Below are 22,414 nucleotides of genomic sequence, written 5' to 3' on the forward strand. Positions count from 1 at the left end.
CAGTTCGACGTTAACCCTGGGGAACCGCTCATTCCCGTTCTTCTATCCAGCTCACAAGCTCCGCAAACTGAGCTTCTGAAAATACCGCGATGCCATGCTCACTGAGCAGTGACGCCGCCACTCCCATACCCGATTTACGCTGATTACTGAAAGAACCATTATAGATAAACTGACTGCCGCACGTAGGACTACCATCAGTTAACAATGCGGCGGTACAACCTGCTTCTTGTGCTGCTCGCAGAGCCAGCCAGGCTCCCAGTTGATAATGCGGCGTAACATCCCTTCCCGTATTTTCAATTATTCTGGCTTGTCCACTCATTACGTCTCTCCCATCAGCCGACACGATCTCGGCAGGTGGTCGCGGAACAGGTAGCCCGGCAGCCAGCTCAGGACAGTGGATTACCAGGCGCTGCTCCCGTTGCCAGCGAGCAAGTTGATGGGTCATCTGCGCTTTCTCTTTTCCGTTATAACGGACTTTAAGGCCCATCAGGCAGGCACTGACCAATATTTTATTTATCATTTCTTTGTTGGCCCCCGGAGACCGTTCACCCGCGCTTTCCGCGGCACACGAAAACTTAGCCCTGCCCGGCAGGCAGCAGTGATTCCACCAGCGCCGTCCACAGCGCCACGCCCGGCGCCAGTAGATCGTCGTTAAAATCGTAGCTGGCATTGTGTAGCGGCCTGGAGGGCGTCTCGCCGTCTGTGCCTATCCAGAAATAGGCGCCGGGACACACTTCCAGCATGCAGGCAAAATCCTCCGACGCCATGGAAGGATTGATCTGCCAGTGCACCGCGGCTTCGCCGAGCTCGGCCTGCGCCACCTCGCGCACCTTCAGCGCCTGTTGCGCATCATTTTTGGTCACCGGATAGCCCGGATACCACGAAATCTGACCGTCAACGTCGGAAACCTGCGGCTGCGTATGCACGTACTGCTCAATCAGGTTTTTTACCCGCTCGCGCACCGTATTGCTCAGGCAGCGAAAAGTCCCGCGCAGCACCACGCGGTCCGGCAGCACGTTGATCGCCTCACCGCCGTTTATCTGGGTAATGCTGACCACTGCGGAATCCTGCGGCGACAGGCGGCGCGACGGAATCGTCTGCAGCGCCATAATCAGCTGGGCGGCGGCGACGATAGGGTCGGCGCCGCTCTCCGGCATCGCCGCATGGCAGCTTTTACCGGTGAGCGTTATCTCGAAGGCATCAAGCGAGGCCATCATTGCCCCGGGATTCACCGCCACATGCCCCAGCGGCAAGCCTGGCCAGTTGTGCAACGCGTAAATGGCGTCCATCGGGAAGCGCTCGAACAACCCCTCTTCCACCATTTTGCGCGCGCCGCCGAGGTTCTCCTCCGCGGGCTGAAAGACAAAATGCACGGTGCCGCCAAAGTTGCGGGTCTGGGCAAGGTGCGCGGCGGCAGCCAACAGCATGGCGGTGTGGCCGTCATGACCGCAGGCATGCATCACGCCAGCACGACGCGAACGATATTCCACCGTCCCCTGTTCAGCGATCGGTAGCGCATCCATATCGGCGCGCAGGCCAATCACCGGCCCCGGGCCGTTCTCAAGCGTCGCGACGACCCCGGTACCTGCCAGCCCGACATGTACCTGCAGGCCGAACGAAGCCAGTAGCCCGGCAACCCGACGCGAGGTCTCCTGCTCCTGGTACCCGAGCTCCGGATGAGCATGAAAATCGCGACGCCAGCCGATAGCTTCGGCAATCAGTGAAGACGATACCGCCATGTCCTGTTCCTTCCATTACTGAATGAGTGGTCCCCGTCCTGCTGCTTCCAGGCGGCACCCTTCGTTATATCCTTTCGCCCCCGCGGCTGACAACTTCAGCGATGATGATTTTTGTCTATTCACCAGCGGATCGTTTTATCGATATCAAAAATAGTAGCTATTCCAGCGGTGACTTCCGTCAGCTGATTAATTATCATGCAGACTGGTCGGCGTCTTGCCGGATTATCCACCTGCAACCTTCCGTTATCGGGAATACAATGTTTAACCCAGACCAGAATCGCCTGGCCCCCACGCTGGCGATGATCATGGCCGCTTCACTTGTGGGATTTATCACCGGCTATACGGTGCCATTAATCAGCCTTGAGCTGGCGCAGCAGCAAGTTGCTCCGCTTTATGTCGGCCTGCTGGCCGCGCTGCCGCCCGCTGGAATGATGCTCTCTTCTTTTCTTTCTCCCGCGCTGTGCCGTCGTTTTGAAATGGGCGCGTTGCTCAGCGTTAGCCTGATCCTGCTGGCGTTGGCGACCATCGCCTCCTGCATGACCACCGACATGACGCTGTTGCTGGTGCCGCGTCTGCTGACCGGACTCGCCTCCGGCGTCATTATCGTATTGGGGGAAAGCTGGATAACCGGCGGCGCGGCGGGCAGTAATCGCGCTACTCTCACCGGCATCTATGCCTCGGCCTTTACCGGCTGCCAGCTCGCCGGCCCGCTGCTTATCTCCGTCGGCCCCGCCTGGCAACACGCGGCGCTGATGGCCATTGTCGCCATTACCGCCGTTTGCCTGCTAATGCTGCGTCATCTGCCGCGCGGCAGTCGCGAAAGCCTTGCCGAGCGCGCCAGCTGGCGCAGCCTGGGGGCGTTTCTACCGGTGCTGGCCTCTGGGGTATTCTGCTTTGCCTTCTTCGACGCCAGTATTCTCGCGCTACTGCCGCTGTACGGCATCGATAAAGGTTTAAATGAAACGATGGCGGTACTGCTGGTCACCGTCGTCCTCACCGGCGACGCTATGTTCCAGGCGCCGCTGGGCTGGGTTGCCGACCGCTTCGGCATCCGTCGCGTGCATCTTATCTGCGCGGTTGTCTTTAGTCTGTCGCTACTGGCGCTGCCGTTTATGCTCGCCTCGCGCGTACAGCTGATGGCTATCTGCCTGCTACTCGGTGCCGCGGCGGGCGCGCTTTACACCCTGTCGCTGGTGCGGGCGGGGAAAACCTTTAGCGGGCAAAAGCTCATCATGATTAACGCCCTGTTTGGCTTTTTCTGGTCCGCCGGTAGCGTGGCCGGGCCGATTGTCAGCGGCATGCTGATCGGCGTCTCCGGCTATGACGGCTTGATCATCACCCTGTTCGCCAGCGGCGTGCTGTTCCTGCTAATCCAGTGCCTTAGCAAGAATGAAAAAACGCTGCTCGCCAATGAGCAGGAAGAAGACATGGAAGAGGCTACCGAGACCGCGCAATAGCGGAGGTTGTTGATAACGGGCAGGCGGGGATCCACCTGCCCGTTTTGCTTATGGCTACAGCACCTTACTGAGGAAGGCGGCGGTGCGCGGATTGGTCGGCGCGCTAAAGATCTGCGCCGGTTTACCCTCTTCCTGAATCACCCCCTGATCGATGAAAATCACCCGGTCGGCCACTTCGCGGGCAAAGCCCATTTCGTGGGTCACGATCACCATCGTCATCCCTTCGCTGGCGAGATTTTTCATCACTTCCAGCACATCCCCTACCAGTTCCGGATCCAGCGCTGACGTGGGCTCATCAAACAGCATGATCGATGGCTTCATTGCCAGCGCACGGGCAATCGCTACCCGCTGCTGCTGACCGCCGGAGAGGCTGGAAGGCCAGGCATCGCGCTTATCGCTGAGTCCCACCTTCGCCAACAAACCTTCCGCCAGGTCGACCGCCTGTTGGCGCGGCATGTTGTGCAAATTCATCGGCGCCATCAGCAGGTTTTCCAGCACCGTCATATGCGGGAACAGGTTAAAGCGCTGGAACACCATGCCAACGCTTTCACGCATCTTGTTGAGGTCGGTCGTCCGGTCATGGGCGGCAAAGCCGTTGACCACCACTTCGCCTTCGCTCACGGTTTCCAGCGCATTCATACAGCGCAAAAAGGTGCTTTTGCCGGAGCCGGAGGGCCCGATAATGCACACCACTTCCTGCGGTTTAATATCGCAACTGATGCCGCGCAGCACGTGGCTATCGCCAAAGCGCTTATGTAAATTATTAATGTGAATCACTTTTGCCAAACCTCTTTTCCAGACGGTTAACCAGCTGCGCCAGCAGGAAGGTAATGACCCAATAAACCAGCGAGATCGTCAGGTAGGGCTCCCAGTAGGTGGCGTACGCTCCGGAGACGGTTCGCGCCGCGTAGGCCAGATCGGCAAGCCCGATCGCCGAGGCCAGCGATGAGTCTTTAACAATAGCGATAGCGTTGTTGCCAAGCGGCGGCAGAATGCGGCGAAATGCCTGCGGCAGGATCACTTTACGCATGGTTTTCCACCACGGCATACCCAGCGCGCGCGAAGCTTCCATCTGCCCTTTATCGATAGACTGGATCCCGGCGCGGAAAATCTCCGACACGTAGGCCCCGGCATTAAGGGTAATCGCCACGATACAGGAGAGGAACGCGCCGTAGTTAGAACGCAGTTCGCGGGCGAAATCGGCGCTCATTATCCCGCTGGTGACCAGCAGGCCGTCGCGCGGGTTAATAAACAGCGGCACCAGCGCAAAGTGGACCACCATAATCTGCACAAACAGCGGCGTACCGCGGAAGGCGCTGACGTAGAAGCGCACCGGAAACTGCACCAGATAACGCAGAATATATTTCCATGGCCCGTGCTCGGCCTTCGCCATCCGCCCCAGTCCAAGCATTAACCCCCACAACGTCCCGAGGATCACGCAGATAATGGTACATTTAATCGTCATCAAGGCGCCGTCCATAAACAGCGGGCCATATTCCTCGATGATCTCCCAACGGAATCCCGTCATAGTCCTTCCCTAAAAAATACGGCCATCGCCTGAGCGACAGCCGCGGTCACTGAAAATTGGTGTTATTGCGCAGGCAGCGTCGGCACGTTGTCATCGAACCAGGTTTTATAGATTTTGGCGTAGGTGCCGTCGGCAACGATTTTCTGCAAACCGGCGTTGATTTTGCCCAGCAGTTCACTGTTACCTTTAGCGACGGCGATGCCGAAATACTGGCGCTCAAATTTAGCGTCAGGCACCAGCTTGAACTGCTTTTCCGGATGCTGCTTGATGTAGTATTTAACCACCCCGACGTCGCCTACCGCAGCGCTGACGCCGTCTTCAAACAGCTCCTGCAGCATGAGTGGCGTATTGTCGAAGCGCTTAATGGAGGTGCTGTTTTTACCCAGTTCCTGCGAAACCACAATATCGCCAGTGCTGGAGTTCACCACGCCGACTTTTTCGTTTTTCAACGCCGCCAGCGAGTTCACTTTTGAACCTTCCGGCACCACAATCGACTGCTCGGCCGGGAAGTACGGCGCGGAGAAATCCACCATCTGTTTGCGTTTATCGGTGATAGTAATACCCGAGATGATAATGTCGCGATCGCCGGTGCCCAGGGTGGCGAAAATACCCTCCCAGGGGGTGTTGACCAGTTTGACGTCAAAACCTTCGGCCCTGGCGATCGCTTTAATGATATCGATATCAAAGCCTTCCAGCTGCTTTTGGCTATTTTCGAATTCAAAGGGACGGTAGGTGCCGCCAGAACCGACGGTATAGGTTTCCGCAGCCGCCTGTCCGGCTGCCGCCAGCGCGGCCATCATGAAACACGCTTTGAGCAAATTCTTGACCATGAGATGTCCTTTTTATGCATTTATTTTGCATAAAAATACACACACTTAGCATAGCATGCAACCGGAAAGCATCGGGATAGCGAATTATCTTTTGTTCAACCGCGTTGACCACCTGATTTGCCTATGGCTCGATGCAATTCATTGATTCGCTTCATTGATTTGACCGTCTTTTGCGGCGTAGTCGAGGCAACGGACAGCACGATCATCTCAAGGCAAATCAGCACCGTACCGTGCAGCGGCACTCGCCCGTTATCGCCGCCGCGCGGAACATCAATCACCACCTGTGCCAGTTGACTGAAGCGCGAATCCAGCGCCTGGGTGAGTAATATCGTCGGGATCCCCAGCCGCTGCGCCTCGCGCAACGTGGTCATGCCCTCCCGGTGCGGTGATTTTTGCCCCATCATAATCAGCACGTCGCCGCGCTGCAGGCTAATCAACTGCTCAGCAAGACTGAAGCCGGTACGGTTGAGGGTACAGGCAGGTAAGCCAATACGATTAAACAGACGCGCGGTGTACTCGGCGAGGATCCCCGACGCCCCGATGCCAAATATCGCCACCTGACGCGCATCCCCCAGCAGCGCCACCGCCTGGGCTACCGCCGCGCGATTGTCCGCACGCGATAGCACCTCACAGGCGCGTTGATGCCCATCGAGCACAAAATCGATGCTGGAATTGACATCACAGGAGAGTGCCCCCACCGTCGAGCGCATCTTTTCCGACGAGGTCGCAGACGGCCCGAACCAGCGCGCCATGGTCTCTTTTAATTCGCGTAGCCCGGCAAAACCCAATGCCTGAATTGCCCTCACCACGGTGGCATCGGAGGTGTGAGTAGCGGTGGCGATCTCCATCGCCGTGCGTTCCAGTACCACCTCGCGATTATCATTAATGTAGTTTGCCACTTCGCGTAAACGGGGCGAAAGTTGATGCGCGCGGGCGCGAAAACGCTCGCCAAACAGATCGACTCTCCCCTTCTCTTTTTTCACTCCCGCTTTCATTTCGCCCCCGTCGGAATCGGCCGCCCGGCGATGTGCGACCGCACCTGAGCAACCATCAGCGTCAATGCGGCATACGAATTAGAAATAACCTCTTCGCGCGGCAACAAAATATAGCGGCCGGTGCGGCAGGCGCGCATAAAGTCACACCAGCCGGGCATTACCGCCTCCATGGCCTTTAGCTCATCCTGCGGCTTACCGCCGGTGTCCGAACGCCAGGTCGCGAAGACAAAATCGGCATCCAGTTCCGGTAGCTGCTCGGCGCTGACGTCGATCCGCTGGCCATCGGGGATCTTGTCGATCAACGGCGGGAAGCGGAACCCGGCGTCACGCAGAACTCGCCCCAGCGCGTGATAGGAGTAGTGTACCGTCACCTTGCCGTTATTCGCCTGTATCACCGAAACGCGGTACTGCTGCGGGTCGACCGTGGCCTTTAGCTGTTTAATTTGTTCCTGATAACGACGTTCAAGCACCGCCAGCCGCGCCTGGCTGCCGGTGAGCTGCGCCAGTTTGCGGTAAATCCGCGGCGCGCTGCCCTGCAGGTGATCGATACTGACCGTCGGCGCGATTTTCGCCAGTTGCTCCACCGAGACATGGCGGCTCGGCTCGGTAATAATCAGATCCGGCTTCGCCGCAGCCACGGCTTCAAGGTCAATATCGGCGGTGCCAATAAAGCGAATCTCGCTATTGTCGAAATCGACGCCGGTCAACTGGGCGCTGGAACGCAGGTAGTGGCTGCCGTCAGGGCGCGTGCGGCCATGGCTGGCCACCGGCGGTACCCCAAGCTCAATTAGCGGGATGGTAATATCGAGATCGTGCATCGAAACGATACGCTGCGGATGCAGCGGTACGCTCACCGTACGACCTAAATCGTCGGTGAAGGTTTGCGAATCGGCAGCCGCGGCAGCGCCCGCGCACAGCACCAGCAGAGAAACGAACCAACGCATAACAATCCTTTTTGATTTACAGGGCGTCACGGCGACGCCAAAGCAGAGCAATAAAAAATGGGCACCCCACCAGAGCAATAACAATCCCCGCCGGGATCTGCAGCGGCGCAAACGCCAGCCGCCCCAGCGTATCGGTTGCCAGCACCAGCAACGCGCCAATCAGCGCGCTGCCGCAGAGTAGCGCCACCTGACCGCCGCGCAGGACGAAACGCGCCATATGCGGCGCCATCAGGCCGACAAAACCCAGACTGCCAACGCAGGAAACGCTGGCAGAGGTCAGCAGCACGGGGGCGAAGAAACGCAGTAGCGTGAGCTGCGGCAAACGCACGCCAAGACCGATGGCGGTACTGTCACCCAGCAGCGCCACATCCGCCGCGCGGGCGGTGCAGAACAGAATCAATGCGCCAGGCAGCGCCCAGCAAAACGCCACCGCCAGCAGCGGCCAGGTCGCCGCGTGCAGGCTACCGGAGAGCCAGATCATCGCCGTCTGTACATCGCGTACGTCGGCGGTGGTCATAAAAATGCCAACCGCCGCCGCCAGCGTCCATGACACACCGATGCCAATCAGAATAAAGCGCGGACGTGAACAATCGCGCGCCAGCGCCAGCACCAACAGCGCCACCAGCACGCCGCCGAGCATTCCCGCCAGCGGCCGCCACGCCAGCCCTACGGCCGGGAAGAACAAAATTAGCGCCAGTACCACAATGCAGGCTCCCTCTTTGACGCCAATAAGGCCGGGGTCCGCCAGGCCGTTACGGGTAATGCTCTGCATCGCCGCCCCCGCCAGGCCAAGCATGGCGCCGCACAGCAGCGCCATCAAAATTCGCGGCAGGCGAATGTCAAACAGGATAAAGCGTTGCTGCTCGCCAATCTGCTCCGGCGCCAGCAGCGCACGCGCCCATGTCGAAGACGGCAGCGGGAAGCTGCCGCGGCTGAGGCTGTAGAGCCCCAGCGTCAGCAAAATGAACAGGATGAAGGCGGCAATTTTTAATGCCGCCGGACGTAACAATAGGCGGGTTGAACCCATCGCCAGAGGCCGAAATCCGGCGCGATGAACGGCGCGTTTCATTTAAAAAACCTCGCGGCAATAAAGATAAACAGCGGCGCGCCCACCAGCGCGGTCATCGCGCCGGTCGCCAGTTCCTGCGGGGCGACGATCGTACGGGCAGCGATATCCGCCAGCACCAGCACCAGCGCCCCTACCGGCGCCGCCAGCGGTAACGCCAGACGAATATCTTGCGTTATCAGACGGCGCACCACGTGTGGCACCACCAGCCCGACGAACCCTATTGGTCCGGCGACCGCCACCGCCGCGCCGCACAGCAACGCAATAGCGGCCAGCCCCAGCAGCCGGGTCTGCACCAGATTCACCCCCAACCCCAGCGCCACTTTATCGCCCAGCGCCAGCACGTTCAGACGTGGCGCGAGAAGCAGCGCCAGTCCCATGCCAGAAAGCGCCGGCACCAGCGCCGCCTGTAGAGTAGCCCAGTTCAACCCGGCCAGATCGCCGGCAAGCCAGGTGCGCATCGCCAGCAGCGTTTGTTCGTCAAGAATTAATATCGCCGCCGTCACCGCCGAGGCAAACGCCGAGATCGCCACGCCGCATAGCGTAATGCGCAGCGGCGTCGCCCCGCCGCGCCCGGCAGAGGCCAGCGCCATTACCCCGCCGAACAGTAGCGCCGCGCCACAGGCGGCGGTTAGCGGGCGAGCTGCCGGAAAATCGCCGACAGAGAGGCCCAGCGCCGAGGTCGCGACCACCGCCAACGAGGCCCCGGCGTTGAGCCCAAGGATATGCGGCTCGCCAAGCGGGTTGCGGATCACCGTCTGCAGCAGCACCCCGGCAACGCCAAGCGCCGCGCCGGTCAACAGCGCCGCTGCCAGCCGAACCAGACGTAAATCAACAATAATACGGTGATCGAAGTTCCGCGGGTCGTACTCGATCAGCGCCTGCAGGACCGTCTGCGGCGCGATCCAGCGGGCGCCTAAACCAAGATGAATCAGCGAACCGGCGATTAGCATCAGGGTTAATAGCAGCATGGCCAACCGCGGACGAGTACGACGCCGCGTGGCGTACAGCACGGCGGCGCTCATCGGGCAACGGCCTGGGGTGCGCGAAACGGCATAAAGAAAGGTTTGCCGGTTTGCGGATTGATTGACATCTGCACATCAACATCAAAGACGTTTTTAATCAGTTCGGGGCTGCAGATTTCCTGTTCTGAAATGGTCCCGGCTATCCGCCCCTTTTTGAGAAATACCAGCAGGTCGGCATAGTTCACCGCAAAGTTCAGGTCGTGAAGCACCGTCACTACCGTGCGGCCATGTTCGCGGGTCAGGCTTTGCAGCAGTTCAAGAATTTCGACCTGATAGCGCAGGTCGAGCCAGGTAGTCGGCTCATCCAGTAATATGGTTTTCGTCTGCTGGGCCAGCGCCATCGCTATCCAGCAGCGCTGACGCTGGCCGCCGGAAAGGCTATCGACCGCCAGATGGGCGAATTCGGCGGTGCCGGTTAATAGCAGCGCCTCTTCCACCGCCTGTTCATCGGCTGCAGACCACTGGCGCATCAGCCCCTGCCACGGGTAGCGCCCGCGCGATACCAGTTCGAACACCGTGAGCCCTTCCGGCGTCAGCGGCGATTGCGGCAGGATCCCCAGCTGGCGGGAAACCGTTTTGGTCGGCATGTCGTGGATGGCCTTTCCGTCCAGACGCACGCAGCCGCCGAGCGGTTTTAGCATCCGGGCGATGGTCGATAACAGCGTTGATTTGCCTGAGCCGTTAGCCCCGGCAAGCACCGTCATTTTACCGCTGGGGATCGTCAGGTTAATGTCATCGACGATAAGCGTCTGGCCATATCCGGCCGACAGGGATTCCAGGACGATCCCCTTTTCTGCAGGGTTTACCCGCTGTGGCATAACTCGCTCCTGCGCCGCAGCGTTCCGGCATCAGCCCTCGACGTTCTGCAGTCAAATCAAAATAAATCTCATTCTCTTTTGATCATGAAGGGGATGAATGTAGTAGTCAATACTGTGCTTCATGTTGCTTCCTTCACGTTGACCATCTCGTGAAGAGACAAAATGAATTTTATGAATAGTGTTTATAATCAATAAAATAATAGCATCTTACCGCCTACTACAGGCTGCGAAATCGCGCTTTTCTTCTGCGATGATTTTTTATCTTACATAACATTTACTACTACATTTCTTCGTGTTTGAATGATTCTCAATTACATATCTGAAGGCGCGTTCAGACGCTTAACAGATAGGTTTTATTTTCAGGGCAATGATTTTATTGGCTTTATCTGACCGCAAAGGCAGATTCGTTCACGAGAAACAGATAATGACTCAACCCCATGTCGCCTGCAGGACATTGCAAGGGCGCGCGCTTTTTTCGCTTCTTTTTTTAGCCTCACCGGGATTAATGGCCGCAGAAAATAACGCGGCAAAGAATACAAAGGATGTTGAGGACACTATTACCGTGGTGGCTGACGGCCGCCAGCAGAACGCCACCAGCGGTTATCAGCCGCTGAGTTCGTCCACGGCGACATTGACCTCAATGCCGCTGCTGGATATTCCGCAGGTGGTGAATACCGTCAGCGACCGGGTGCTGGAAGATCAGCACGCTACCTCGCTGGATGAAGCATTGTATAACGTCGCCAACGTAGTGCAGACCAATACCCTCGGCGGTACCCAGGATGCCTTTACCCGCCGCGGCTTCGGCGCCAATCGCGACGGTTCTATCATGACCAACGGCCTGCGTACCGTTTTGCCGCGCAGCTTTAACGCCGCTACCGAGCGGGTTGAAGTCCTGAAGGGCCCGGCCTCGACGCTGTACGGTATTCTCGACCCCGGCGGGCTGATTAACGTTGTCACCAAACGCCCCGAGCGCCAGTTCTCTGGTTCGGTTTCCGCCACCTCCAGCAGTTTTGGCGGCGGCACGGGTAGCTTCGACGTGACCGGACCGATAGAAGGAACTCGTCTGGCCTATCGACTGATCGGCGAATATCAAAATGAAGATTACTGGCGTAATTTCGGCAAGAACAAAAGCAGCTTTATCGCCCCTTCCCTGAGCTGGTTTGGCGATAGCGCGACCATTACCGCTTCGTATTCACATCGCGATTACAGCGCCCCTTTTGACCGCGGCACCATTTTCGACCTCGATACCGGCCACGCGGTCAACGTCGATCGTAAAACCCGTTTCGATGAAGCCTTTAATATCACCGATGGTTATTCCGATATTGCCCAACTGAATGCCGAGTACCGTCTTAACAGCGCCTGGACCGCGCGCTTTGATTACAGTTACAGTCAGGATCACTACAACGATAACCAGGCCAGGGTAATGGCCTATGATTCTGCGACCGGCAACCTGACTCGCCGGGTCGACGGCACGCACGGCTCGACGCAAAAGATGCATTCCACCCGCGCCGATCTACAAGGCAATGTGGTCATCGGCGGCTTTTATAATGAACTGCTGACCGGCGTCGCCTATGAGAATTACGATCTGCTGCGTACCGATATGCTGCGTTGTAAGAACGTGAAAGGCTTTAATATTTATCATCCGGTTTACGGCACTCTTGATACCTGTAATACCGTTTCCACTGCCGATAGCGATCAGCGCATCAAGCAGGAGAGCTATGCGACCTATCTCCAGGACGCCCTGTATCTGACCGACAACTGGATTGCCGTGGCCGGCGTACGCTACCAGTATTACACCCAGTACGCCGGTAAAGGCCGTCCGTTTAACGTCAATACCGATAGCCGCGATGAGAAATGGACGCCGAAGGCTGGGCTGGTTTACAAGGTAACGCCAAACGTGTCGCTGTTTGCTAACGTCGCCCAGTCGTTTATGCCGCAGTCGTCGATTGCCAGCTATATCGGCGAACTGCCGCCGGAAGAGTCCACCTCTTACGAAGTCGGCGCAAAATTCGACCTTTTAGAGGGTATTACCGCCAATATCGCGTTATTTGATATTCATAAACGTAACGTGCTGTATACCGAAAGTATTGGCGACGAGACGGTGGCGAAGACCGCGGGTAAGGTTCGCTCGCGCGGTGTGGAGGTGGATCTGGCGGGCTCGCTCACCGATAACCTCAGCGTCATCGCCAGCTACGGCTATACCGATGCCAAAGTGCTGGAAGATCCCGATTATGCCGGTAAACCGCTACCGAACGTGCCAAAACATACCGGTTCGCTGTTCCTGACCTATGACATTCATAACGTCTATAACAGCAACACCCTGACCGTTGGCGGCGGCGGCCACGCGGTCAGCAAACGTTCCGGCACCAACGGCGCGGATTATTATCTGCAGGGCTATGCGGTGGCCGACATCTTCGCGGCCTATAAAATGAAGCTGCAGTATCCGGTAACGCTACAGATGAATGTGAAGAACCTGTTCGATAAGACCTATTACACCTCGTCAATCGGCACCAATAATCTCGGCAACCAGATTGGCGACCCGCGTGAAGTGCAGTTTACGGTGAAAATGGATTTTTAAACCTTCCCCTGCCCCGGATAGTGGCGCGCTGCGCCTTATCCGGGCTACTTCTCCCCAACCCCTGCTGCGGGGAAATACCGGATAACGCATTTGGCTTACCAATCCTCTTCCTGGCCGAGGATACGCAAAATATCCTGCCGATGCTGCAATAGCAGCGGATTGTCGCGATGGCGGGGAAACGCCAGAGGAAGCGTAAATTCAGCGATAATGCGCCCCGGCCGCGGCGACATCACCAGTACTCTCTCGCAAAGCAGCAACGCTTCTTCAATATCGTGAGTGACCAGCAGGCTGGTATAACCCTGCTGCTGCCACAGCGCAATCAGCTCGCGCTGCATGCTGATGCGAGTGAGCGAATCCAGCTTACCCAGCGGCTCATCAAGCAGCAGTAAACGCGGTTCATTCAGCAACGCGCGCGCCAGTGCCGCACGCTGCGCCATCCCGCCGGAAAGCTGCCGCGGCCACGCCTCGCTAAACGCCTGCAGCCCGATGCGCGAAATCAGCGCGTCGGCCTTCGGCTCCAGCCCCTTTTTCCCCTGCGCCTGCGGCCCCAGCAGCACGTTCTGCCGCACCGTCAGCCACGGATAAAGCGTCGGGTCCTGGAAAACCAGGATCCGTTCCGGCCCCGGCCCGTCCATCGCCGCATCATCAATCTCAATATGCCCGCTTTGCTGTGGCTCCAGCCCCGCCAGCAGGCGCAGCAGCGTCGATTTACCGCATCCTGAGGGGCCAAGCAGGGCGACACTTTCTCCTGGGCGCAGCTGCAGGCTGATATTTTCCAGCACCGGCACCGTCTGTTTGCCCAACGTAAAAGCATGATGAAGATGACGTACCGCCACCGCAGCGCCGGTCGAAATTGTCTGGGCACTTACCATTGCATCCCTCCGCGCTGCCAGCTCAGCAGCCGATCGCGAATCATAAATAGCCCGCTAATCAGGCCGGAACATAACAACGCCATTACAAATAGCGCCGCGTACATATTCGGATAGGCCGCCCATCCCTGCGCCCATTGCAGATAAAAACCGATCCCGGATTTGACGCCGACCATTTCGGCGACAATCAGCACCGAAAACGACGCGCCAAGCCCCATAAATAAGCCGACAAACACGTTCGGCAGCGCGGCGGGGATCGCCACGCGCAGGATCAGAAATCGCTGGCTGGCTCCCAGCGTTCGCGCCACGTCATACCACGCTTTATCGATACCGATGACCCCGGACCAGGTCAATACCGTGACCGGGAACCAGGTGCTGAGCGCAATCAAAAACACGCTGGCGCCGAAGCTGGAAGGAAAGATAAACAGGCACAGCGGCAGCAGCGCGGTGGAAGGCACCGGCCCCAGCAGGCGTAAAATTGGATGCACCCAATAGCCAATACGCTGAGACCAGCCAATCGCCAGCCCGCTGATAAACCCGCAACTGGTGCCAAGCAGCACTCCGAGCCCGAGCAGCCCCAGCGAATGCAGCAGGCTATCAAGCAGCCGCGGCCAGTCATCGTGCAGCACTTCAATCAGCGCCTGCGGCGGAGCGAAAAACGGCACCGGCAAAAACGCCGTCTTGGCCGTCAGCCCTTCCCATATCGCGAAGAGCACCGGCAGTAGCGCCAGCCATTTTCCGGCACGCTGCAAACGCGCGCCCCGCTGGCGCCAGTAACGGTAACTCAGCGTCAGTAACAGCAGTCCGCCGCCGAGAGTGAACTGCGCCAGCGCCCACTCCTCGCTAAACGGCCAGCGCCGACCGGCATCGGGCCAGGCCTGCGTGAACAGGCCGCCCAGCAGCCATAGCGCGGCGGCAAGCCCGCCCTCCGTCCAGATCAGAGCGCCGAACCCCGGTCGGGCGAGCGCGCGGTCAGGAGAAAACGTTGACATAAATACTCTCCGCAAACTGATGAGGATCGGTTCCCGGTTTGATGACCTGAACCCGCTGCAGATCCACGGCATACTGCGTCAGCTCTTTAACAAAAGCCTCGCCCACCGCATGATGACCGTGCCCCTGGCCGTGAAGAATGCCGCTAACCTCCGCTTCGTTAGTATTTAGCGCATGGGTGAGAAAAGATTGCGCCACGCTTTCCGGATGCGCGGCGGCATAGCTGTGGGCTTCCAGAATCGCCTGGGTAAGCGCGGCCGCCGCCGGTTTATGATCGCGCGCAAGGGCACCGCTGACGCCCAGCACGCAGCAGCTGAGATTGGCATAATCGCCGGTCATATTGCTGGCGATTAGCTGATATTTCCCGGTTTCCAGCAGACGATAGCTAAAGGGCTCGCTGCCGCTAATGGCGGCGATTTCGCGCTTATCCAACGCCACGCTGAGCAGGTCTGCCGGATAGACTTTCCACTGCACATCGCTTATCGGGTCGATGCCGTGGCGTTTCAGCAAGATGGCGAAGAAGTTTTTATCCGGCCCGGCCATATCGGTAACGCCAATGGTTTGCCCTTTCAGACTCTCCAGCGCGCCAAAAGGCGAGTTTTTGGCCGTCAGCAGATTCAGGCAACCGCCGTGCGTTCCGGCGGTAAGTTTGACGTCAAAGCCCTGCTCCAGCGCCTTCAGCCAGCGTAGCGCCATGCCTACCCCGGCGTCGGCCTTGCCGGTGGCAATCGCTTCCAGCAGGACATCCGTCGAGTTACCAAAGTTAACAAACTCAACGTCGAGGTTATATTTACTAAAAATCTTCTGCTGCTCAGCGACGGCGACCGGCGCCAGGCACACTGCGCTTTTGTTAATCGCCAACTTGATTTTATAAGGCTGCGCCAGACGCAGCGCCGGATGTTCATCGCCGCTCGCCATCTCCGCCATATCGTGAGCCCATAGCGGCACATACGCCCCGGCCAGCGCCAGGCCACCGGTAAACTGTAAGAAACGACGACGGGTAAAACGTGTGGTCATCATGGCGCCGCCTCCGCATGAACCGGCGTGACCGGCACGTTAAAGCCGTGATCAAATGTCGGCGTTACATCGAGCTTTGCGCGAATGAGGCCGTTGGCAAGATAAAAGTCCGCCGTCGACTGCTGCTGGGCGACCGTCGGCGCGTCCAGCCGCTGCCACTGCGACTGGCGGTTGGCAAACTGCGCGCGGGCGATATCCGCCGGGAAACGAATGATCTCCCCCAACGTTTTGCCATAGCTATCGAGATTGGCGTAAGCCCAACGCTCGGCGCCGGCCAGTCGGGTAAGATAATCCTGAAGCGCCGCGCGCTTTTGCGGATCCTTCAGCGCATTATCGGTGGCGGCCAGAAAGGTATTACCCGGCAGCAGCCCTTTGCCGCTCACCAGAATCTGCCCTTCAGCGGTTTTCACCAGTTGCGTGGTATAGGGCTCCCAGGTCGCCCAGGCATCTACCGAACCGTTAAGCAGCGCGACTTTTGCATCCACCGGGCCAAGGAATACCCACTGTACTTCCTTCGGCGAAACACCCGCCTGCTCCAGCGCTTTCAGCGCCACAAAATGGCCAATCGATCCTTTCCCGGTGGCAATGCGTTTACCTTTTAAATCCGCAGCGCTTTTTAAAGCGCTGCCGGGAGGTACCAATACAGCGGTCCCCGCCGGGTTGCTCTTATCGACGGCAATCGCTTTTACCGGCGCGCCGTTCGCCAGCGCGAACAACAGCGGCGCATCGCCGATAATCCCCACGTCAACCGCGCCAGCGTTGAGCGCTTCAGCCAGCGGCGCGGCGGCAGGAAACTCGGCCCATTTAATATCGTAAGCGAGGTTTTGCAAGGCGTTAGCGGCCTCCAGTTGTGACCGCATGCCGCCTTTTTGATCGGCAATTCTAAGTGTGATTCTTTCCTGAGCTGCAACATAGCTGCTCAGCGTCAATAGCATTAGCGCCCCGGCTATGCGGGTAAAATGGGGTATGCGCATCTGAATTATCCTTGTTGTTGAAAAGCGTGTTTACCCGCCGCCTGCCACGCGCTGTCGTTCTGCGGCGTATGTACCCGCCCGCACAGGACGTTGCGATAGTGACGTTCCAGAGGATGTTGCCGGCTTAAACCATGATTTCCGGTGAGTTCAAGCGCCAGGTTGACCGTCTGAATGGCGTTGTCGGTGACAGTGACTTTCGCCAGATTGGCCTCAATAACGGAAAAGCCGAGCTTCGCGGCATTCTCCAGCAGCGCGCGGTTAACCAGCAGCAGCCCTTCGATCTGCCCCACTTTTTCCTGTACCCGCGGCAGGCTGGAAAGCGCTTGCCCAAGATTGCCGGGGACCCGCGCGCCGAGCCACACGACAAGCCAGTCGCGCGCCGCACGGGCCACGCTATCGTAAATCGCCGCCAGTAGCGCCGTATGACGGTTGGCAAACAGACGAAATTGTTCGGCGTCCGGCGCGGGCGGCTCGTCGGTGGGCCAAACGTCTACCGCGTGCCCGGCGGACACCTGCACGTTTTTCAGCACCACCTGGTGACTGCCGGTGGCCCGCATGCCGAGGTGATCCCAGCTTTTCACTACGCTGATGCCCTCGCTGTCGGCAGGAACCAGCCAGCTACCGACCAGCGGCGGGTTGTCGTCACTGCGCGCCCACAGCGCCAGCCAGCTCAATCCTTCGATACCGGTGGTATAAATTTTGTGGCCGTTAATCAGCCAGCCCCGACTGTTACGGCTGGCTATCGTTTGCGGCAGGCCGCCGCGCGCCGGAGAGCCCTGATCCGGTTCGACGCGCAGGCTATTGATCAACCCGCCGTTTGTGAGCGCATCATCAAATACGCGCTGGCGTAGCGGCTCTGCCCAGTGCGTATTTTCCGCCAGCCGCAGATGATGCAGATACTGCATGCAGACAATCAGCGCGGTTGCCGGTTCGCCCCAGGCGATGGCGGCGATAGCCTGTTGCAGCTCGGCTAAACTGGCACCAGGTCCGCCGTACTGCTGCGGTACGGCAAGGCTTAAAAATCCGCGTCGGCGCAGAACGTCAATATTGCGATGGGGAAAATCGCCGCTGGCATCAAGGCTGGCCGCCTCTTCCGCCATCAGTTGGCGGATCTCGGCAAGCTGCCGTGGCCAATCTGCGATTGGGCGATGACTCACGATGCACGCTCCGCCGCGGCGCGCAGCGCGGCTTTTTCGCGGGTAATCGGCAGCAGCGCTTTGCCATACTCCTGCGCATCGTTCAGCGGATCGAATCCGCGGATCAGGAAGTTACGCACGCCGAGGTCGTAGTAGTCGAGCAGCGCATCGGCAACCTGCTCCGGCGTACCGACCAGCGCGGTGGAGTTGTGGCCGCCGCCCACCAGCTGCGCGATGCCGGTCCACAGGCGTTTATCCACCACCTTGCCCTGCGCCGCCGTAGCCCGCAGACGCTGCGCGCCAACGCTATCGGGCTTGGCTTTAAAGCCCCCGTCGTTCTGCGCCGCCCGCTCGGTGGCGACATGCAGAATATGCTCGGCCTTCTCCCAGGCTTCCGCTTCGCTATCGGCGATAATCGGCCGGAACGACACGCTGAAACCGATCTCGCGCTGATGTTTTGCCGCTTCGGCCCGTACCCGCTGGATAGTTTCCGCAGTCTGCGCCAGCGACTCCCCCCATAGCGCGAAGACGTTAGCGTGTTTACCGGCAACCGTAATTGCCGCTTCCGACGAACCGCCGAAATAGAGGGGAATATGCGGTTTCTGCAGCGGGCGAATCGCTGACCAGGCCTGTTGCGCCTGATAAAAATCATTGTCGATGTCCACCGGCTGTTCGGCGGTCCAGACTTTGCGGATGGTATCGAGGAAGGCGTCGGTGCGCGCATAGCGCTGGTCGTGGTCGAGATAATCGCCGTCACGGCGCTGCTCGGCATCATTGCCGCCGCTGATGATATGTACCGCCAGCCGGCCGCCAAGCAGATGTTCAAGAGTGGCGAATTTACGCGCGGCGAGAGTTGGCGAGACAAAACCGGGGCGGTGCGCCAGCAGGAAAGCTATCTTTTGCGTCGACAACCCTGCCAGCGCGGTCACCAAAAAGCCGTCGGGTTGATCGGACCAATGCCCCACCAGCAGACGGTCAAACCCCGCGGCTTCATGTGTTTGCGCGAAGCGCACAATATAATCACGGTCAAAAATCGGCCCTACCGGGGCGATGGTTTCTGACGACAGGCGGTGGCCGATCATGCCTAGAAACTGAATGCTCATACAGAACTCCTGGTAGCAAGGTAATGAATGGGCCGCGGCGGCGGCGCGTTTTCATTACCCTATACACAGGCACTTAATGAGCGAAATGCATTTTTATCATAACTTAATATGCAGAATAAGCATTTAAAAATTTATAGATATCTTTCAGTCAGATGCGTTAAGTTGCTGCACAATTTTTCCGGCAAAAAAAGTCAGCGGCTGGCTCAGATTAGCCAGATTCTGCGCGTTTACCAGCCACAGATGCACTTGCGGCTGAAAATCCGCGAGCGCAAGCGTGGCCACTTCATCGCGCCACGGGCTGGCGGCCAGCGCGGCGCGAGGCACCAGTCCAAGCCCCAGTCCCTGCGCCACCAGGCTGATTTGCAGCTGGGCGCCGGCGGTCTCGACGTTCAGCGCAAGCCGCAGCCCCTGCGATTGCAGTTCGCGGATTAGCCCGGCCCGCAGGCCGCAGCCGTCGGGATTCAGTACCCAGCCTCGCTGCGCACAGTCGCGCAGCGCCCCGGCGTGCAGTCGCCAGCTTTTCGCCGCGATGACCACGATATCCAGCGGACACAGCAGCCTTCCGCTGTAGCCGTCAGCAAAGCGCTGCTGTTGTGGTCCCATCGCCAACACGCCATCCAGTTCGACGCTCTCCAGCCTTTTTTGCAGCAGCCCGCTCCAGCCGCAGGTCACCTGCGGTTCCAGGGCCGGAAACTGCTGGCGTAGCGCGCTCAGCGCCGGCTGGAGGGCGATTTCCGCCACGCTCTGCGGCACGCCGAGTCGCAGAACGCCCTGCGGTTCCGCCTCCGGGTCAAGCAGACCGTACAGCTTTTTGGTTTCCCGCTTAATGCTCAGGCACTGCTCATACACCCGATGCCCGGCGGCGGTGAGCGTCAGGGGCCGGGTCTGGCGCTCCAGCAGCGTCACATTGAGGGTTTGCTCCAGACGCTGAAGCCGACGGGTAATGGCCGATTGGGTAATGCCGAGATATTCCGCAGCCTGGTTAAGAGAGGAAAACTGCACGGTAGCCAGCAGGGCATCAATGTCATCGATACGCATACAATCCTTAATGTGATTTTTGCATATTAACATATGCGGAAATTGCATTTTAATTATATTAACGCCTTTGCTAGCGTAATGACCAGTCCCGACAACAGGAAACCACCATGACTGCACCGCGAGTGGAAAAATTACGCCAGTTTATTCAAGACCTTGATGCTCTGCATCGCCAGTTTACCGATGAGGCCACCCTGCTCGACGCCGTCGCCGTGCGCCTGGCTGCGCTGGTGCAAAAAGACGACTGGTTGCCGGAAGAGTACACCCTGCCGCATCCCCACCATTATCAGCAATATTTGCTGCATGCCGATTCCGGCCAACGTTTTTCGATTGTCAGCTTCGTCTGGGGGCCGGGGCAATCGACGCCGATCCACGACCATCGGGTCTGGGGAGCCATCGGTATGTTGCGCGGCGCGGAGGAGAACCAGCGCTACCGACTCGACGAACGCGGTTTACCGATCGCCAATGGTCCTGCTGAACGGCTTTCTCCCGGCAAGGTAGAAAAAGTCTCTTCCCGCGATGGCGATATTCATCGGGTGAGTAACGCGCTCGCTGACCACGTCTCAATCAGTATTCACGTCTACGGCGCTAACATCGGCAGCGTCCGGCGTGCTGTTTATACCGCGGATGGGATCGCCAAACCTTTCGTCTCCGGTTACTCCAACCGTCACTTGCCCAATATCTGGGATCTCTCAAAGGATAATGAATATGCCTGACTACAATTATCGCCAGCCAGCCGAGGTACGCCAGGCGCTAATCGATGGCGCAGAAGTGGCGCTCATCGATGTTCGCGAAGAGGCCGTATTTGCCACTAACCATCCGCTGTTTGCCGCTAATTTGCCGCTCAGCAAGCTGGAGCTTGAGATTTTTCGCCGCGTGCCGCGCCTGACGACGCCGATTACCCTCTATGATAACGGCGAAGGTCTCGCGGAGCAGGCCCTTGAACGGCTGCAACGCTGGGGCTATCAGGATGTCGCGCTACTGGCAGGCGGACTGACGGGCTGGCAGCGCAGTGGCGGCGAGCTCTTTCAGGACGTTAACTCACCGAGCAAAGCGTTCGGCGAGCTGGTAGAGAGCGAGCGCCAGACGCCCTCGTTGAGCGCCGAGGAAGTGAAGGCGCTGATCGAGGGTCCACAGCCGGTCGTGGTGGTCGATGCGCGTCGTTTTGATGAATATCAAACGATGAATATTCCCGGCAGCATCAGCGTGCCCGGCGGGGAGCTGGCGTTACGCATCGAAGGCCTGCTGCCATCGCAGCAAACGCCGGTTATCGTTAATTGCGCCGGCCGTACCCGCAGCATTATCGGCAGCCAATCGCTACGTAATGCCGGTTTAGCCAATCCGGTTTACGCGCTGCGCAACGGCACCATCGGCTGGACCTTAGCCGGACTGGAGCTCGAGCACGGCCAGCAGCGGCGCTACGACGCCGATTTCCGCGCCTCAGCGCAACGCGTGGCTGCAGTGACGCAGTTGGCCGAGCGCGCTGGCGTGGCCTTCATTGATGCCCCGACTTTAGCCCGCTGGCAACAGCAGCCGAGCCGCACCACCTATCTGTTTGATGTTCGCAGCCCCGAGGAGTATGCCGCAGGCCATCTGCCGCACAGCGTGAATGCGCCCGGCGGCCAGCTGGTGCAGGAAACCGATCATTATGCCAGCGTACGCGGAGCACGGATTGTGCTGGTCTCCGATGATGAGATACGCGCGCCGATAGCAGCGTCCTGGTTAGCGCAGATGGGCTGGGAAGTGGCGGTTTTACGCGATGTCCGCGTGGAGCAATTGAGCGAACGCGGCGTTCCGCCCGCCAGCGTACCGCCGGCGCCGCAGGCTGAGGAGATAACCCCAGCGCAGTTAGCGGAACAATTGCGTGAACCCGGCACCGTGGTACTGGATTTCACCACCAGCGCTAACTATGTCGCACGGCATATCCCCGGCGCCTGGTGGCTGGCGCGTTCACAGCTGCGTCAGGCGCTTGAGCTCATCCCTCCCGCAAAACGTTACGTTGTCACCTGCGGCAGCAGCCTGCTGGCCCGCTATGCCGTGCCTGAAGTCGCGGCATTGACCGGTAAGCCGGTACAACTATTAAGCGGCGGGACGCTGGCGTGGATTGATGCCGGGCTGGCGTTGGAACAGGGCGAGACGCATCTGGCAACGCCGCGCGGCGATCGCTATCGACGGCCTTATGAAGGAACCGATAACTCCGCTGAGGCAATGCAGGCTTATCTCGACTGGGAGTATGGCCTGGTGGAACAGTTAGCGCGCGACGGTACCCACGGCTTTAAAGTGTTGTAAGTCACAAACCCGGTGGCGACA

Annotated in this window: 19 protein-coding genes and 2 pseudogenes; 4 read left to right on the top strand and 17 right to left on the bottom strand. The window is 58.9% G+C overall.

Features of this window, described 5'->3' with window-relative positions:
- Window positions 1–28: 28 nt before the first annotated feature.
- Both ABLU78_RS19540 and ABLU78_RS19545 read right to left on the bottom strand, forming a co-directional pair.
- Window positions 29–520: a DUF523 domain-containing protein gene (locus ABLU78_RS19540; protein ID WP_015705161.1), complete on the bottom strand. Its 492-nt coding sequence runs from the start codon at window positions 518–520 to the stop codon at window positions 29–31.
- A 55-nt stretch (window positions 521–575) separates the two neighbouring features.
- A complete protein-coding gene (locus ABLU78_RS19545) occupies window positions 576–1,739 on the bottom strand; it encodes a M20 aminoacylase family protein (RefSeq protein ID WP_348820655.1) in 1,164 nt (387 codons plus the stop codon).
- Between the two features lie 257 nt (window positions 1,740–1,996).
- Here ABLU78_RS19545 and ABLU78_RS19550 point away from each other — a divergent pair, with 257 nt between their 5' ends.
- Entirely contained in the window at window positions 1,997–3,196 is a 1,200-nt protein-coding gene (locus tag ABLU78_RS19550) for an MFS transporter (protein ID WP_026612337.1), read from the top strand.
- Window positions 3,197–3,250: 54 nt separating this feature from the next.
- On the opposite strand, the gene ABLU78_RS19555 is transcribed toward ABLU78_RS19550, so the two are convergent.
- The 8 genes and pseudogenes from ABLU78_RS19555 to ABLU78_RS19590 all read right to left on the bottom strand — a co-directional run bounded on the left by ABLU78_RS19555 (window position 3,251) and on the right by ABLU78_RS19590 (window position 10,402).
- Window positions 3,251–3,973: an amino acid ABC transporter ATP-binding protein gene (locus ABLU78_RS19555; RefSeq protein WP_032712613.1), complete on the bottom strand. Its 723-nt coding sequence runs from the start codon at window positions 3,971–3,973 to the stop codon at window positions 3,251–3,253.
- Window positions 3,960–4,724, bottom strand: a complete 765-nt coding sequence (locus tag ABLU78_RS19560) for an amino acid ABC transporter permease (RefSeq protein ID WP_048228682.1) — start codon at window positions 4,722–4,724, stop codon at window positions 3,960–3,962. The genes ABLU78_RS19555 and ABLU78_RS19560 overlap by 14 nt, the downstream gene beginning before the upstream one ends.
- Window positions 4,725–4,786: 62 nt before the next feature.
- Complete coding sequence (locus ABLU78_RS19565; protein ID WP_020079063.1) at window positions 4,787–5,554, bottom strand: basic amino acid ABC transporter substrate-binding protein; 768 nt, start codon at window positions 5,552–5,554, stop codon at window positions 4,787–4,789.
- Between the two features lie 95 nt (window positions 5,555–5,649).
- Window positions 5,650–6,549 carry a MurR/RpiR family transcriptional regulator gene (locus ABLU78_RS19570; RefSeq protein ID WP_015705156.1) on the bottom strand — a complete coding sequence of 300 codons (900 nt, stop codon included), beginning with the start codon at window positions 6,547–6,549 and terminating at the stop codon, window positions 5,650–5,652.
- A pseudogene (locus tag ABLU78_RS19575) lies at window positions 6,546–7,498 on the bottom strand (iron-siderophore ABC transporter substrate-binding protein). Before ABLU78_RS19575 ends, ABLU78_RS19570 begins: the two are co-directional and overlap by 4 nt.
- 11 nt (window positions 7,499–7,509) lie before the next feature.
- Entirely contained in the window at window positions 7,510–8,562 is a 1,053-nt protein-coding gene (locus ABLU78_RS19580; RefSeq protein ID WP_045366961.1) for an iron ABC transporter permease, read from the bottom strand.
- On the bottom strand, window positions 8,559–9,584 hold the full coding sequence (locus ABLU78_RS19585) for an iron ABC transporter permease (protein ID WP_032705702.1): 1,026 nt from the start codon (window positions 9,582–9,584) through the stop codon (window positions 8,559–8,561). Before ABLU78_RS19585 ends, ABLU78_RS19580 begins: the two co-directional genes overlap by 4 nt.
- A complete protein-coding gene (locus ABLU78_RS19590) occupies window positions 9,581–10,402 on the bottom strand; it encodes an ABC transporter ATP-binding protein (protein WP_032707830.1) in 822 nt (273 codons plus the stop codon). The genes ABLU78_RS19585 and ABLU78_RS19590 overlap by 4 nt, the downstream gene beginning before the upstream one ends.
- A gap of 505 nt (window positions 10,403–10,907) precedes the next feature.
- Here ABLU78_RS19590 and ABLU78_RS19595 point away from each other — a divergent pair.
- A complete protein-coding gene (locus tag ABLU78_RS19595) occupies window positions 10,908–12,980 on the top strand; it encodes a TonB-dependent siderophore receptor (RefSeq protein ID WP_080945094.1) in 2,073 nt (690 codons plus the stop codon).
- A 95-nt stretch (window positions 12,981–13,075) separates the two neighbouring features.
- Here the strand turns inward: ABLU78_RS19595 and ABLU78_RS19600 are convergent, their stop codons facing one another.
- From ABLU78_RS19600 to ABLU78_RS19630, 7 genes and pseudogenes are all read right to left on the bottom strand, one after another.
- Window positions 13,076–13,852, bottom strand: coding sequence for an ATP-binding cassette domain-containing protein (locus ABLU78_RS19600; protein ID WP_045361226.1), 777 nt, complete (start codon window positions 13,850–13,852; stop codon window positions 13,076–13,078).
- Window positions 13,846–14,841 carry an ABC transporter permease subunit gene (locus ABLU78_RS19605; RefSeq protein WP_046884227.1) on the bottom strand — a complete coding sequence of 332 codons (996 nt, stop codon included), beginning with the start codon at window positions 14,839–14,841 and terminating at the stop codon, window positions 13,846–13,848. The genes ABLU78_RS19600 and ABLU78_RS19605 overlap by 7 nt, the downstream gene beginning before the upstream one ends.
- Window positions 14,822–15,859, bottom strand: coding sequence for an ABC transporter substrate-binding protein (locus ABLU78_RS19610; RefSeq protein WP_045385876.1), 1,038 nt, complete (start codon window positions 15,857–15,859; stop codon window positions 14,822–14,824). The genes ABLU78_RS19605 and ABLU78_RS19610 overlap by 20 nt, the downstream gene beginning before the upstream one ends.
- The gene (locus ABLU78_RS19615; protein WP_015366990.1) at window positions 15,856–16,830 is read right to left on the bottom strand and encodes an ABC transporter substrate-binding protein; all 975 of its coding nucleotides are present in this window, start codon (window positions 16,828–16,830) and stop codon (window positions 15,856–15,858) included. The genes ABLU78_RS19610 and ABLU78_RS19615 overlap by 4 nt, the downstream gene beginning before the upstream one ends.
- 5 nt (window positions 16,831–16,835) lie before the next feature.
- Window positions 16,836–17,930 carry an acyl-CoA dehydrogenase family protein gene (locus ABLU78_RS19620; protein WP_045385974.1) on the bottom strand — a complete coding sequence of 365 codons (1,095 nt, stop codon included), beginning with the start codon at window positions 17,928–17,930 and terminating at the stop codon, window positions 16,836–16,838.
- Window positions 17,931–18,015: 85 nt separating this feature from the next.
- Window positions 18,016–19,069 (bottom strand): annotated as a pseudogene (locus ABLU78_RS19625) (LLM class flavin-dependent oxidoreductase); the annotation flags it as partial.
- A gap of 144 nt (window positions 19,070–19,213) precedes the next feature.
- A complete protein-coding gene (locus ABLU78_RS19630; RefSeq protein ID WP_020079075.1) occupies window positions 19,214–20,107 on the bottom strand; it encodes a LysR family transcriptional regulator in 894 nt (297 codons plus the stop codon).
- Between the two features lie 107 nt (window positions 20,108–20,214).
- Between ABLU78_RS19630 and ABLU78_RS19635 the strand changes: the two genes are divergently transcribed.
- Together ABLU78_RS19635 and ABLU78_RS19640 are read left to right on the top strand one after the other, a co-directional pair.
- Entirely contained in the window at window positions 20,215–20,820 is a 606-nt protein-coding gene (locus ABLU78_RS19635; RefSeq protein ID WP_045385871.1) for a cysteine dioxygenase, read from the top strand.
- On the top strand, window positions 20,813–22,393 hold the full coding sequence (locus ABLU78_RS19640; protein WP_045385868.1) for a rhodanese homology domain-containing protein: 1,581 nt from the start codon (window positions 20,813–20,815) through the stop codon (window positions 22,391–22,393). Before ABLU78_RS19635 ends, ABLU78_RS19640 begins: the two co-directional genes overlap by 8 nt.
- Window positions 22,394–22,414: the final 21 nt, after the last annotated feature.

This window comes from Klebsiella sp. JN_Kp122, assembly GCF_040062085.1.
Lineage (GTDB): Bacteria > Pseudomonadota > Gammaproteobacteria > Enterobacterales > Enterobacteriaceae > Klebsiella > Klebsiella aerogenes.